Origin of the sequence: Neorhizobium tunisiense (assembly GCF_039631515.1) — a bacterium.
In the GTDB taxonomy this organism is placed as follows: Bacteria; Pseudomonadota; Alphaproteobacteria; order Rhizobiales; family Rhizobiaceae; genus Neorhizobium.
The window spans coordinates 296,288-309,093 of record NZ_JBDIUU010000003.1 but is presented as its reverse complement, the minus strand read 5'-3'; the positions used below and the strand labels follow the sequence as shown (position 1 = coordinate 309,093).

Here is a 12,806-nt window from a genome sequence, read left to right as displayed (position 1 = left end):
TCCCGATCAAGCGTCAGATATAGCCGAAGACATAGGCGAGCGGCCCGCCAGCGAGCACAACCTGAAGTAGGGAAAATGCTATATTTCTGGGGGTGAAGCCGCGATCAAGCACGCAGGACATCAACCGTCCGAGAGCGGCAAATCCAAGCGCGATGCCGAGCGTCATATAGATCCAGTCCTGGGCGAGCATGATCGCCGCAAGACCGAAGCCGAGATGATGCGCGCCGGTCGATCGGACGGCCGCATAACCTTCCGGCCGCACCTCGCCGATCTGGAACGCGGTCAGGCGCAGAACGACGGCGGGAAACAGGAAGACGAGAAACCCGAGCGCAGCCGTTGCCGCCGCACAGATGAAAGCCACCTGCTCGCCGAGTTCAGTGGGAAAATAGAGTTCCATGTCGCCTCGCATCGTTCGAATCGCAAGATTCTAACGCAAGCGGTAAACAAGTCGCAAAGAACGGCGATCAAAGAAAACTCTGCGGGTCGATATCGAGCTGGATCTGCACCGAGCCACGCTGTTTCGGGCCGTTCTCCAGCATCGCCCGCAGAAACGCCTGCATGTCGGAATTGCGCCGTCCATGCACCAGCAGCCGGAAGCGATGCCGGCCACGCACCAGCGCCAGAGGCGCTTCCGCCGGCCCCAGCACCGAAATGCCGGTGACCTTTGGCGCAGCCGCCCGCAAACCTCTCGCATGGGTTTCCGCATCCGCGCGGGTCTCGGCGGAGACGATCAGCGAGGCCAGCCGTCCGAAGGGTGGCAGGATCGCCTTTTCCCGCTCGGCGATCTCCCGCTCGTAAAAGGCCCCGGCATCGCCCGAGACGATCGCCTGCATCACCGGATGCTGCGGCTGGAAGGTCTGCAGCAGGCCATGGCTCTTGAGGCCGGTTCGCCCGGCCCGGCCCGTCACCTGGCTCAGAAGCTGGAAGGTGCGCTCCGCCGCGCGCGGATCGCCGTTGGAGAGGCCGAGATCGGCATCGACGATACCGACCAGCGTCATCAGCGGGAAATTGTGGCCCTTGGCGACGAGCTGCGTGCCGATGACGATATCCGCCTCGCCCTTGGCGATCGCCTCCAGCTCGATGCGCATGCGCTTGACGCCGCCGAGCAGGTCGGACGACATGACGATCGTCCGCGCCTCCGGAAAATGCTTTTCGACTTCCTCGGCAATGCGCTCGACGCCCGGCCCGCAGGCGACCAGATGGTCGAGCGTGCCGCATTCGGGACACGCTTCCGGGGTTCGCTCGGAATAGCCGCATTGATGGCACTGGATCTGGCTCTTGAACCGGTGCTCTACCAGCCAGCTCGAACATTGCGGGCATTGGAACCGGTGGCCGCAGACGCGGCAGAGCGTCAGCGGCGCATAGCCGCGCCGGTTGAGGAACAGCAGCGACTGCTCACCCCGCTCAAGGGTTTTCTTCATGGCGCGCAAAAGCACGGGCGACAGGAAGCCGCCGCGCTCCGGGGGGTGTCGCCGCATGTCGATCAGGTGCAGGTCCGGCATCGCCGCATCGCCGAAACGGGTCGGCAGGTGCACGGTGTTGTAGCGACCGGCCAGACCATTGACCTGGCTTTCCACCGAAGGCGTCGCCGAGACCAGCACGATCGGAAAATCGCCGATCCGGGCGCGCACCACCGCCATGTCGCGCGCGTTGTAGAAGACCCGGTCCTCCTGCTTGTAGGCGGGGTCGTGCTCCTCGTCGACGATGATCAGGCCGAGATCCTCGAAGGGAAGGAACAGCGCCGAGCGCGCGCCGGCCACCACCTTCACCTCCCCGGTCACCACGCCGCGCCAGACCTTTTCGCGCATGCGGGGGGCAAGATCCGAATGCCATTCGCCGGGCTTGGCGCCGAAGCGCGCCTGGAAGCGATCGAGGAAGCTCGAGGTCAGCGCGATTTCCGGCAGCAGGATCAGCACCTGTTTGCCGAGTCTCAATGTTTCGGCAATCGCCTCGAAATAGACTTCCGTCTTGCCCGAGCCGGTCACGCCGTCAATCAGCGAGGTGGAGAACCCGCCGGCCCGGATCGATTCCAGGATCTCCACGGACGCCTGTTTCTGCGGGCCCTCGATGCGCGGGCTGATATAGTCGGGATCGGGCCTCGCCACGACCGGCGGCGGGGGCAGGAACACCGTCTCGAATATGCCTTGCGCGGTCAGTCCATCGACGACGCTCATCGAGACGCCGGCCGCATGCGCCAGCCCGCTGCGGGTCCACGGGATTTCTTCCTCACCGGCAAGATCGAGCACCCGGGCGCGCGCTGGGGTCAGCCGCTCCGGCTGGCCGCCGAGATAGCGCAGGCCTTCGACCATCGGCTCAGGATCGAGTGCCGCCGGGGCCCGGATCGCCATGCGCGCCACCAAGCCCGGCGGCGACAGCGTGTAGCTCGCCACCCAGTCGACGAAATCGCGCATCTCCTTGGAAAGCGGCGGGCAATCGAAGACCAGCGTGATCGGCCTCAGCTTCTTCGGATCGAGCTTGTCGTCGTTGTCGCCGTCCCAGACGACGCCGATCAACTGCCGCGGGCCGACCGGCACCTGAACCACCGAACCGGGCTCCACATGCACACCTTCCGGCACGGCATAGCTATAGGCGACCGGTACCGGCAGCGGCACCAGCACCGGCACCACCCTCACCAATGACGGCGCTTCAAACAGCGAACCGAAGAGATCGGACGAATCTATGCCCATGGGCGGCGACCATGCCCAAACCCGGAACAAAAGTGAACCCTAAAGACGGCTACTCGTCATCGTCTTCACCGTCGATGACGCCGGTCAGCCGCATGCCGTCGATCCAGGTGGCGCCATCCTTCCGGATCACCCGCCGCGGCCGCGTGCCGCAACGGTCCTGAACGGCGGATGCGAGCAGTTCCGAATGGGTGACGATCCAGATCTGGCTGTGGCGCGCCGCCTGGGCGATCATGTCGGCCAGCGGCATCAGCATGTCCGGATGCAGGCTGGCCTCCGGCTCGTTGAGCGCGATCAACGGCGGCTGGCGATAGGACATCAGCGCCGCCGCAAGCCCGAGGAAACGGATCTGCCCGTCGGAAAGCTCGCGCGGCTGAAAAATCCGTTTGGGGAAATCCGGGAAGACGAGGCCGAATTCCGCATATTCCCCCGGCTCAGGCACATGCAGTTTCGCGCCGCCAAGAGCCGCGGCAACGGCCTGGTCCAGCTCCACCGTGTCGCCGCGGGTATGCACGAGCGTCGCGAACACCGCCGCCATGTTGCCGCCGTCCTGATCGAGCAGCGGCGAGGTAACCGCAAGGCAGGGCTGCCGCAGGGCGGAATCCCGATCCGTTCGAAAACCATGGAAGAACCGCCAGCCGTCGATCAATCGCCGAAAAGCACCGGCTTCCGGATAGTGGCCGGCATCGCCGAGCAGCGCGATTGCCGTTTCTGAAGTCATCGCCTTTTCGGGATACTCCTCCATCCGGCCGCTTGTCCCGCGCACCATGATCCCCGGCCCGGTGCGTTTCATCATCGTCACCGGTCGCGAACCGGTTTCAACGACAAGCTCCTCCTCCTTCACCTGCGGCTCGAAGGCAAAGCCCGCCGCGTCGATAGGCGGACGAAGCCCCGCCTCGACCCGGTAGCGGAACGTCACCGCCCGCTCGTCATCAAGAACCTCGACTTCGAGCTTGATGCGGAAATTCTTCTCCTGCCGGCGCTGACCGGACCAGAGCGCCGAGGCCATGCCGCCTTCGGCCGCGATCTCATAGGCCAGATTGCCGCGCACCGCCGCCTGCACGAGCTGCAGGGCACGGTAGAGATTGGATTTGCCGACGCCGTTTTCGCCGATGAACAGATTGACGCCGGCCAGATCCATGCGGATCGAGCGCAGCGAACGGTAATTGGCGGCGAACATCGAGCGAAGCAGCATGCTCCATTCCTAGCCGAAGAGCGGGATGGGAAAAATACCGCTGGGCCCCGGCTTCACGCCGCCGACGCAGTCTGCGGTTTCTCGGCAGCCTTGAACACCGCATCGCCATCCGCGGCAAGCTCGAACACCGTGTGTTGTTCCAGCGCCCTGGTGACCTCCGTCATATCGCCATCCAGCGCACTCGGCGGGATCATCTGGCCGACGGTGAAATCGAAATGGTCGCTCTTCTTGTTGAGGAGTTCGTAAAACACCGTCATGTCGCGCAGTTCCGTCGACCATTTGGCGAACCAGTAGAACAGGCCGGAATTGCGCGCTCGCATGTGGATCGGCAGGATCGGCAGGTTGTATTTGCGGGCGAGACTGACGGCTGATGTCTTCCACGGCCGCTCGTTGAGCTTGCCGTCCGCCCAATAGGCGATGCGGCCGGAAGGAAACAGCACCATGACCTTGCCGTCCTCGATGGTCTTGTTGGTCAGCACCAGCGTCTCGCGGGCTTTGAGCTTGGTCTTGTGCTCCTCCCGCCACTCGACCGGGATGATCATCTCGGAAAACCGGGGATTGACGCGCACCGCATCCCGGTTGGCGAACACCATCATGTCCGGGCGACGCGACTTCAGGAGGTCGAAGACGGCAACGCCGTCGGCAATCCCGGTCGGATGGTTGCTGACCAGGATGAACCCGCCCTTTTCGGGAATGCGCTCGGCATTCGCCACCGTCACATCCAGCTTCAAAAGGTTGCTCATGTATTCGAAGCACTGGAAGCCGCTGAGCGTCGAGATGTCGTTGGCGAATTTGATCGCCCGTCCATAACGCAGCAGCGTGTAGAGAAATGGCCGCATCACCGGCCAGAGCGGATTCTGGACGATCCGTTGGCCCCGCTCGGCAATCAATGTGTCGACGATGTGACCGGGTCTGCCTTGTGAAACGAGGGCGATTGTTTCCGCGAACTGTCCAAAAGTGGTCGTAGAATCACGGCGCGCCATAGAAACTCCCGCAGGCAGGACCTGCTTGGTATGGCAGCCCCTTATGATCGAACGATGACATCGTTACCCAGGACTAAGGCAGTCTTAGGGATTTTGTAACGCCGTCCAGAGCAATCTGGGGCGCAACCACTCCAAATTCAACGGGCTAGATCTTGCACGAACTGCTGATTATCGCCGCACCCGATCTCACGGAAAAACGCCGCGAATGGCTGGAGAGCCTGGCGAGCGAGCGCCGGCTTTCGGGCAATACGCTCGATGCCTACGAGCGCGATACACGGCAGTTTTTGACGTTCCTGACCACACATCTGGCAGGTCCCGCCAAGATTGCCGATATTCACACGCTGCGCCCGGCCGACTTGCGTGCCTTCCTGGCGGCCCGCCGCCGCGAGGGTTCCGGGGCTCGGTCGCTCGGCCGGCATCTCGCGGGGCTCCGTTCATTTCTTCGTTATCTCGAACGCAAGGGCCTGGTGAACGCCGCCGCCGCCGGCGCCATCCGCGCGCCAAAACAGCCGAAATCCCTGCCGAAACCGCTGACCGACCGCCAGGCGCTCAACCTCGTCACCACAGGTGCCCAGTTGCAGGAAGAGCCTTGGGTCGCTGCCCGCGACGCCGCCGTGCTGACCCTGCTCTACGGCTGCGGCCTGCGCATCTCCGAAGCGCTCGGCCTGCGTCCCGACGACCTGACGCCGGGCGCGACAACCCTGCGGATCACCGGCAAGGGCGGCAAGACCCGTCTCGTACCGCTGCTCCAGGTCGTGTTCGACGCGGTCGAGACCTACAAGAAACTCTGCCCCTACCATCTGGAAGCCGACAAGCCGCTGTTCCGGGGCGCCCGCGGCGGCCCGCTGCAGCCGGCGATCATCCAGCGGGAAATGCAGAAACTCCGAAGCGCATTCGGCCTGCCGGAGACGGCAACACCGCACGCGCTGCGGCACTCCTTCGCCACCCACCTGCTCGCCGGCGGGGGCGACCTGCGCACCATCCAGGAACTGCTCGGCCACGCCAGCCTTTCGACGACACAGGTCTATACCGGCGTCGATTCATCGAGACTGCTGGAGGTCTACGACCGCGCCCACCCCCGTGCTTAGCCGCCACATCTGCCTGAACGAAGTTTTAACCAACTGCGTTAAGCGCTTGTGCAGCCGCCATCGCTAACATGTCGGCAACTTTCAGACGGATGACATGATGACTCCCGCCTTCGCCTCTTTCACCGGCGCTTTCATGAAGCGCGCCCAAGGTTTCGTGCTTTGGCTGATCGCCGCTGCCCACGTCGTGGCGCTTGCCTCTCTCCTTCTCGTCCTCGGCTCACTGTCCCCTGCACGGGCGGAAGCGCCCACCTGCGACGGCCGGAACCTTCTCGAAGAGATGAAGGCCGAAAAATCGCCGCTCTATGACCAGATCGTTGCCGAGGCCGCCAAAGTGCCGAACGGCAAGGGCATCTTCTGGAAGATCGAGAAGGACGGACTGGCACCCTCCTACCTGCTCGGCACCATGCATGTGTCCGATCCGCGGGTTCTGAAAATGCCGCTCGGCGCCGCCGAAGCCCACTCCAGGGCAAAAGCGATCATCATCGAATCCGACGAGGTCATCGACGAGAAAAAGGCGATGGCCAAGATGCTCGCCAAACCGGAACTGATGATGCTGACGGATGGCAGCACGATCGATTCGCTGCTGCCGAAGGACGATGTCGCCCTTCTCGAAGCCGGCCTGAAGGCACGCGGAGTGCCGCTCTCGGCTGTCTCGCGCATGCGGCCCTGGATGCTGATGGCGCTCGTCTCGGTGCCGGCCTGCGAGCTTGCCCGCAAGGCGCAGAACGTCGCCTTCCTCGACAGGAAGATCGCCGAACAGGCAACGGCCGAGGGCAAGCCCGTCAAGGGCCTGGAAACGCTTGAAGAACAGGCGGCGGCGCTGAACGCCATCCCGATCGAGCTGCACCTCAAGTCGTTGATCGAGACCATCAAGCTCGGCAAGCGCGTCGATGATGTCTTCGAGACGCTGACGGAAGTCTATCTTTCCGGTGAGATCGGTCTCGCAATGCCGATGCTGAAAGCCGTGGCACCCGACGGCACCGAGGACGAAGCCGGTTACGGCGACTTCGAGAACCTCGTCGTCAGCAAGCGCAACCACATCATGGCTGATCGGGCAGCGCCGATCCTTGGCCAAGGCGGCATCTTCATGGCCGTCGGCGCCCTGCACCTGCCGGGCGAGGAAGGCCTTGTCGAACTCGTCCGGAAACAGGGCTTCAAGGTGACCGCGGTCAATTGACGCCGCCCTTTCTTCATCAACCGCTCGTCATCCGCTTCAGCACATCGGTCTTCCAGTAGAACTGGTGCACCAGCGCACCGCCGATATGGGCGACGATCAGCACCCACATCAGCAGTTTCATCGGTCCTGAATGGACAAATGCAGCCGTCGTATTGCCGAAATACCAGGCACCGATACCAGCGAGAGGCATCGCAAAAAAGAGCGCGTAGAACGCCCAGTGGCTGATCCTCGCCACAACCCGGAGGAACGGCGGCTCCTGTATCGGCTCCGGCGGCACGCCTTGCATGAACCGCAGACAGAGCCGGATCAGGGCCAGGACCAACACACCGATGCCGACATAGGCATGGATATTCGCCGCGCTCACCTGCTCCGGCGTCAGCGTCTGGCCGCGGAACATCAGCCGGCCGGCAGTCTCCATGGCATCGCTGAAGATCAGGTTGAAAAGGATGAGCGCTGCCATCAGCCAATGCAGGATACGCTGCGGCACCGTGAAGGAGAGAGCCATTTCTCGACCTTTACAGAAGATTGGAACAATGGGATCCAGTCTATGGCCGTTTGCCGCCGGCTCAAGTGAAAGCGGCAAGCCTGTCCAAGATTTAATCCTGGAATTGACCAATCGTAATTTTTAGGCCGCGTGTTCGAGTGGCAGCGATGAACATTATCGCGCGCTGCTGACAATTGCACCGAAGGCGCTGCTCGGTGTAAAAATCCGGGCCGTTTGACGTTGGAGGAGACGCAGCATGGATCGATTGACCGGCGGCTGCCTATGCGGCAACGTTCGAATTGTGGCGTCGGGACTGCCATACCGGGTCGGCATTTGTCACTGTCTCGACTGCCGCAAGCATCATGGAGCCCTGTTTCACGCATCCGCTATATTCCCCCAGGAGGCGGTAGCGATCGAGGGGGAAACAAGAGACTATGCAGGGCGGTTTTTCTGCCCCCGCTGCGGCTCGTCGGTTTTCGCGCGCACCGCGGACGAAATCGAGGTGAACCTCGGATCCCTGGATGCCCCCGACCAGCTGATGCCGACCTACGAAAGCTGGATCGTCCGCCGAGAGTCCTGGTTACCGCCGTTTCCGCTCACCAGGCGGTACGAGCGCGATCGTGATACCACCGGTCGCTTCGAAGGGTAGATCGCACGAACGGCACGAAACTCCGGTGCCGCCATGCATGACGGAAAAGGGCAGGACGACGTCCCACCCTCCCCGATCATACAGGCATGAAAGCGCCGGACGCGCTCACATATGGATCGGCTTGAAGAAGGTCGCCAGTGCGGCTTCCTTGACCGCTTCCGACATGGTCGGATGCGCGTGGCAGGTGCGGCCGAGATCTTCCGAGGAGCCGCCGAATTCCATCAGCACGGCGATCTCGTGGATCATTTCGCCGGCGCCGAAACCGACGATATGGCCGCCGAGAACCCGGTCGGTATCCTTGTCGGCGAGGATCTTCACGAAACCGTCCGTCGCCAGCATGGCGCGGGCGCGGCCGTTGGCGGTGAACGGGAACTTGCCGACCTTGTAGGCGATGCCCGCCGCCTTCAGTTCTTCCTCGGTCTTGCCGACCGAGGCCACTTCCGGCTGCGTGTAGACGACGCCCGGGATGACGTCGTAATTCACATGGCCATGCTGGCCGGCGATGATTTCGGCCATCGCGACACCTTCGTCTTCCGCCTTGTGGGCGAGCATCGGGCCGCGAACGACATCGCCGATCGCGTAGATGCCTTCGACATTGGTCTTGAAGTGGCCGTCGATCTCGACGCGGCCGCGATTGTCGAGCTTGACGCCCGCTTCTTCCAAACCGAGGCCTGCGGTATACGGCTTGCGGCCGGTGGCGATCAGCACGACATCGGCTTCGAGCGTCTGGGCGTCGCCGCCCTTGACCGGCTCGTAGGTGACCTTGGCGCCATTGGCGGTCTTTTCGACGCCGGTCACCTTGGCATCCGTGCGGATGTCCATGCCCTGCTTGGCCATCATCCGCTGGAACTGCTTGGAGACTTCGCCGTCCATGCCGCCGAGCAGCTTGTCGAGATATTCGATCACGGTGACCTTGGCGCCGAGGCGCGACCAGACCGAGCCGAGCTCCATGCCGATGACGCCGCCGCCGACCACGATCAGGTGCTGCGGCACCTTTTCGAGCGCGATGCCGCCGGTGGACGAGATGATCACCTTTTCGTCGATCTCGACATTGACGCCCGGAATGCCGGCGACGTCGGAGCCGGTGGCGATGACGATGTTCTTGGTTTCGAGTTCCTGGACCTTGCCGTCGTCGCCGGTCACGGAAACCTTGCCGGCCGAAACGATCTTGCCGGTGCCGATGAAGCCGTCGATCTTGTTCTTCTTGAACAGGAAGGAGACCCCGTCGACGTTCGACTTAACCGTCGCGTCCTTGTGGGCCATCATCTTTTCAAGATTGAGTTTTGGCGCAGAAACCTCGACGCCGAGCGCATCCATGCCGTGGGCGGCGTGGGCGAACATTTCGGAGGCGTGCAGCAGCGCCTTGGAAGGGATGCAGCCGATGTTGAGGCAGGTCCCGCCATAGGTGGCGCGCTTTTCCACGACCGCGACCTTGAGGCCGAGCTGGGCAGCCTTCACCGCGCAGACGTAACCGCCAGGGCCGCTTCCGATGACGACGACATCATATGCCATAGTTCTTTTTCCTTCTCTTCATCTCTTCGTTTCGTCGCAATTCCGACCGCAAAACCGCTGCGCATTCTTGCTGGAATTGCTTTAGCGCCCACCGCTCACGTCGAGTATGGCGCCGGTTACATAGGAAGCCGCTGGCGACAGAAAATAGAGGACGGCATCCGCCACCTCTTCCGCCCTGCCCGGCCGTTGCATGGGAACGCTGGGCGCCATGTCGCGCGCCCGGTCCGGCAGGCCGCCGGACGCATGGATATCCGTGTCGATAATGCCCGGGCGGACCGCATTGACGCGCACGCCTTCGGTCGCGACTTCGCGCGCAAGGCCAATGGTCAGCGTGTCGATCGCCGCCTTGGAAGCTGCGTAATCGACATATTGGCCCGGAGAGCCCAGCTTGGCCGCCATCGACGAGATATTGACGATGGCGCCACCCTTGCCGCCATGTTTCGTCGACATGCGGCGCACCGCTTCCCCGGCACACAGGATCGAACCCGTGACGTTGATCCGCATCATCCGCTCGATGCGTTCGGCGCTCATCTCGTCGATGCGCTGCGGCATGTCGACGATCCCGGCATTGTTGACCAGTCCGTCCAGCCGCCCGAAATGCCGATCGACCGCCTCAAACATCGCAACGATCTCGGCCGTATTGCCGACATCCGCCCGGACCGCGATCGCCTCGCCGCCAGCCGCCTCGATGTCCGAAACCACCTTGTCGGCTGCCTCCCGATTGGAGGCGTAGTTCACCGCCACCCGCCAGCCGCGGCTGGCGGCCATCAGCGAGACCGCCGCGCCGATGCCGCGGCTCCCCCCGGTCACCAGAAGAACAGGAGTTTCGCTCATGCCTTGCATTCCTTGAACTCGTACAGGTCCCAGGGGACCTGTTTCAGACCGCTCTTGCCCCACAGCGTCGAATGGCGGATCGCCGGCCCGAAGCCCGGCATCAGGATCGCGTCCGGTGCCGGGGTATCCGCCGCGCCCAATATGTCGATATGGCCGGTCGCCACATCAAGGGCGTAGGGCACCCCGGTCCAGACGGTGCAGGCCCGAAGTTCGGCGCCCGTCGCATCGCCCTGCGGGCAGTTGTTCGTCACCATGCCCCCGGGACGCTTGGACTCGTCGTCATACATGACGTTGCCATCGAGCTTCAGCTTGCCCCCGGTGATCGTGAAGAGATGGCTGACCACCGCGGCGTCCGAACCGACCGGCTTGAACGCAAGTACCGTTCCGGCAGTAGTCTCGACGAACACGGCCTTCTCGATCGCGCATCGCTCGGCAGCCGCAGCCACGCCCGGCACCAGACACAATATCGAAAGCCATATCTTGAAGGATGCAGTCATGGCGTCACCGGAAGAGCGCGATGGTCATGGCGAGAAGCCCGATCAGGCTCACCGTCCAGACGAGGGACCGGATATAGGGCACGCCGCCCATGTAGAGCGGGATATAGACGACCCGGGAGACCAGCCAGATCCAACCGCCGATCAGCCCCCAGCCGGACGCGTCGTCTGCGGCAAAGGCAACGCCCAGCAGCAGGCCGACGAACGCCGGATAGGTCTCCTGGAAATTCCTCGATGCGCGTTCGGCGCGCCCCGCGAACTTGCCTTTCGGCGTCAGTCCCTGGTCGCGCGGGCCTGCATTCCATTCACGACCAAGTTCGCGAGTGGAGAGCGTGCCCTGCAACAGCACATGGAAGACCAGCAGGACAACGCTCAGGGCCAGCAGCGTCATGTATGGCGTTGCGGTGACCCCGAGCGTTTCCATAAATCCGTTCCCGTCTTAGAGATCGAGAACCAGGCGTTCCGGATCTTCGAGGCTTTCCTTGACGCGCACGAGGAAGGTGACCGCTTCCTTGCCGTCCACCATGCGGTGGTCGTAGGAGAGCGCGAGATACATCATCGGACGGATGACGATCTGGCCGCCGATGACGACCGGGCGGTCCTGGATCTTGTGCATGCCGAGAATGCCGGACTGCGGGGCGTTGAGGATCGGCGAGGACATCAGCGAACCGTAGACGCCGCCGTTCGAGATGGTGAACGTGCCGCCCTGCATGTCGGCCATCGAGAGCGCGCCGTCACGGGCGAGCTTGCCAAGGCGGCCGATATCCTTTTCGATTTCGGCGATCGACATCTGGTCGGCATTGCGCACGACCGGAACCACGAGGCCCTTGTCGGTGCCGACGGCGACGCCGACATGGCAGTAGTTCTTGTAGATGATGTCGGTGCCGTCGATTTCGGCGTTGACGGCCGGCAGTTCCTTCAGCGCGTGGGTCACGGCCTTGGTGAAGAAGCCCATGAAGCCGAGCTTGACGCCGTGCTTCTTCTCGAACACGTCCTTGTAGCGGTTGCGCAGGTCCATGACCGCCTTCATGTCCACCTCGTTATAGGTGGTCAGCATGGCGGCGGTGTTCTGCGCGTCCTTGAGGCGGCGGGCGATCGTCTGGCGCAGGCGCGTCATCTTCACGCGCTCTTCGCGGGATGCGTCGTCAGCCGAGGAAACCGGGCGTGGTGCCGCCGGAGCAGCAGGCGTGGCAGCCGGAGCGGAAATGCCCTTGGCAACGGCAGCGATCACATCACCCTTCAGAACCTGGCCGCGCTTGCCCGAACCGTCGATATCGGCGGTCGAGACGTTGTTGTCGGCGGCGATCTTGGCGGCAGCCGGAGCCGGCGGCATCGAGGTTGCGGCAGCAGAAGCAGCGGCGACCGGCGCCGGAGCGGCCGGTTCGGCAGCCTTGGCCGGGGCAGCTTCCGCGGGCTTTGCAGCCGGAGCGGCAGCGGCGGTACCGGCGGCACCCTCCGCGATCTGGCCCAGCAAGGCGCCGAGGCCGACCGTTTCGCCGTTGGCGGCGACGATTTCCGTGAGAACGCCGGCGGCCGGCGCGGGAACTTCCACGGTCACTTTGTCCGTTTCAAGTTCGAGCAGCGGCTCGTCGGCCTTGACCGTATCGCCGACCTTCTTGAACCAGGTGCCGACAGTTGCCTCGCTGACGGACTCGCCGAGAGTGGGGACGCGGATTTCGGTGGCCATGATCTGTTTCCGTGTTTGA

13 protein-coding genes are annotated in these 12,806 nt (G+C 63.4%); 3 read left to right on the top strand and 10 right to left on the bottom strand.

Features of this window, described 5'->3' with window-relative positions; all coding sequences use genetic code 11:
- Positions 1-13: 13 nt before the first annotated feature.
- The 4 genes from ABCW43_RS15605 to ABCW43_RS15590 all read right to left on the bottom strand — a co-directional run bounded on the left by ABCW43_RS15605 (position 14) and on the right by ABCW43_RS15590 (position 4,862).
- Complete coding sequence (locus ABCW43_RS15605; protein WP_046640113.1) at positions 14-397, bottom strand: AGROH133_08824 family phage infection protein; 384 nt, start codon at positions 395-397, stop codon at positions 14-16.
- Positions 398-464: 67 nt separating this feature from the next.
- Positions 465-2,687: a primosomal protein N' gene (locus tag ABCW43_RS15600; RefSeq protein ID WP_345925998.1), complete on the bottom strand. Its 2,223-nt coding sequence runs from the start codon at positions 2,685-2,687 to the stop codon at positions 465-467.
- A gap of 49 nt (positions 2,688-2,736) precedes the next feature.
- Entirely contained in the window at positions 2,737-3,879 is a 1,143-nt protein-coding gene (locus ABCW43_RS15595; RefSeq protein WP_345925996.1) for an AAA family ATPase, read from the bottom strand.
- Positions 3,880-3,932: 53 nt separating this feature from the next.
- Positions 3,933-4,862, bottom strand: coding sequence for a lysophospholipid acyltransferase family protein (locus ABCW43_RS15590; RefSeq protein WP_345925994.1), 930 nt, complete (start codon positions 4,860-4,862; stop codon positions 3,933-3,935).
- A gap of 152 nt (positions 4,863-5,014) precedes the next feature.
- Between ABCW43_RS15590 and ABCW43_RS15585 the strand changes: the two genes are divergently transcribed.
- The gene (locus ABCW43_RS15585; protein ID WP_345925992.1) at positions 5,015-5,950 is read left to right on the top strand and encodes a tyrosine recombinase XerC; all 936 of its coding nucleotides are present in this window, start codon (positions 5,015-5,017) and stop codon (positions 5,948-5,950) included.
- 97 nt (positions 5,951-6,047) lie between these two features.
- Entirely contained in the window at positions 6,048-7,127 is a 1,080-nt protein-coding gene (locus ABCW43_RS15580) for a TraB/GumN family protein (RefSeq protein ID WP_345926247.1), read from the top strand.
- A gap of 16 nt (positions 7,128-7,143) precedes the next feature.
- Here ABCW43_RS15580 and ABCW43_RS15575 read toward each other — a convergent pair whose 3' ends face one another.
- The gene (locus ABCW43_RS15575) at positions 7,144-7,632 is read right to left on the bottom strand and encodes a cytochrome b (protein ID WP_345925990.1); all 489 of its coding nucleotides are present in this window, start codon (positions 7,630-7,632) and stop codon (positions 7,144-7,146) included.
- A 235-nt stretch (positions 7,633-7,867) separates the two neighbouring features.
- Here ABCW43_RS15575 and ABCW43_RS15570 point away from each other — a divergent pair, with 235 nt between their 5' ends.
- Positions 7,868-8,260 (top strand): GFA family protein, encoded by a 393-nt coding sequence (locus ABCW43_RS15570; RefSeq protein WP_345925988.1) that lies wholly within the window; start codon positions 7,868-7,870, stop codon positions 8,258-8,260.
- A 105-nt stretch (positions 8,261-8,365) separates the two neighbouring features.
- Here ABCW43_RS15570 and lpdA read toward each other — a convergent pair whose 3' ends face one another.
- The 5 genes from lpdA to odhB form a co-directional block, all read right to left on the bottom strand.
- Entirely contained in the window at positions 8,366-9,772 is a 1,407-nt protein-coding gene (gene lpdA / locus ABCW43_RS15565) for a dihydrolipoyl dehydrogenase (RefSeq protein WP_345925986.1), read from the bottom strand.
- 81 nt (positions 9,773-9,853) lie between these two features.
- A complete protein-coding gene (locus ABCW43_RS15560; RefSeq protein ID WP_345925984.1) occupies positions 9,854-10,606 on the bottom strand; it encodes an SDR family oxidoreductase in 753 nt (250 codons plus the stop codon).
- On the bottom strand, positions 10,603-11,103 hold the full coding sequence (locus ABCW43_RS15555) for a hypothetical protein (RefSeq protein WP_345925982.1): 501 nt from the start codon (positions 11,101-11,103) through the stop codon (positions 10,603-10,605). The genes ABCW43_RS15560 and ABCW43_RS15555 overlap by 4 nt, the downstream gene beginning before the upstream one ends.
- A 4-nt stretch (positions 11,104-11,107) precedes the next feature.
- Complete coding sequence (locus tag ABCW43_RS15550; protein WP_345925980.1) at positions 11,108-11,524, bottom strand: MAPEG family protein; 417 nt, start codon at positions 11,522-11,524, stop codon at positions 11,108-11,110.
- A 15-nt stretch (positions 11,525-11,539) separates the two neighbouring features.
- Positions 11,540-12,787: a 2-oxoglutarate dehydrogenase complex dihydrolipoyllysine-residue succinyltransferase gene (gene odhB / locus ABCW43_RS15545; protein ID WP_345925978.1), complete on the bottom strand. Its 1,248-nt coding sequence runs from the start codon at positions 12,785-12,787 to the stop codon at positions 11,540-11,542.
- Positions 12,788-12,806 lie beyond the last annotated feature (19 nt).

What these genes read in the sequence shown, in the direction of transcription:
- ABCW43_RS15605 (WP_046640113.1), bottom strand. Translation starts at nt 397, where the DNA reads ATGGAACTCTATTTTCCCACTGAACTCGGCGAGCAGGTGGCTTTCATC.
- ABCW43_RS15600 (WP_345925998.1), bottom strand. Translation starts at nt 2,687, where the DNA reads ATGGGCATAGATTCGTCCGATCTCTTCGGTTCGCTGTTTGAAGCGCCG.
- ABCW43_RS15595 (WP_345925996.1), bottom strand. Translation starts at nt 3,879, where the DNA reads ATGCTGCTTCGCTCGATGTTCGCCGCCAATTACCGTTCGCTGCGCTCG.
- ABCW43_RS15590 (WP_345925994.1), bottom strand. Translation starts at nt 4,862, where the DNA reads ATGGCGCGCCGTGATTCTACGACCACTTTTGGACAGTTCGCGGAAACA.
- ABCW43_RS15580 (WP_345926247.1), top strand. Translation starts at nt 6,048, where the DNA reads ATGACTCCCGCCTTCGCCTCTTTCACCGGCGCTTTCATGAAGCGCGCC.
- ABCW43_RS15575 (WP_345925990.1), bottom strand. Translation starts at nt 7,632, where the DNA reads ATGGCTCTCTCCTTCACGGTGCCGCAGCGTATCCTGCATTGGCTGATG.
- ABCW43_RS15570 (WP_345925988.1), top strand. Translation starts at nt 7,868, where the DNA reads ATGGATCGATTGACCGGCGGCTGCCTATGCGGCAACGTTCGAATTGTG.
- lpdA (WP_345925986.1), bottom strand. Translation starts at nt 9,772, where the DNA reads ATGGCATATGATGTCGTCGTCATCGGAAGCGGCCCTGGCGGTTACGTC.
- ABCW43_RS15560 (WP_345925984.1), bottom strand. Translation starts at nt 10,606, where the DNA reads ATGAGCGAAACTCCTGTTCTTCTGGTGACCGGGGGGAGCCGCGGCATC.
- ABCW43_RS15555 (WP_345925982.1), bottom strand. Translation starts at nt 11,103, where the DNA reads ATGACTGCATCCTTCAAGATATGGCTTTCGATATTGTGTCTGGTGCCG.
- ABCW43_RS15550 (WP_345925980.1), bottom strand. Translation starts at nt 11,524, where the DNA reads ATGGAAACGCTCGGGGTCACCGCAACGCCATACATGACGCTGCTGGCC.
- odhB (WP_345925978.1), bottom strand. Translation starts at nt 12,787, where the DNA reads ATGGCCACCGAAATCCGCGTCCCCACTCTCGGCGAGTCCGTCAGCGAG.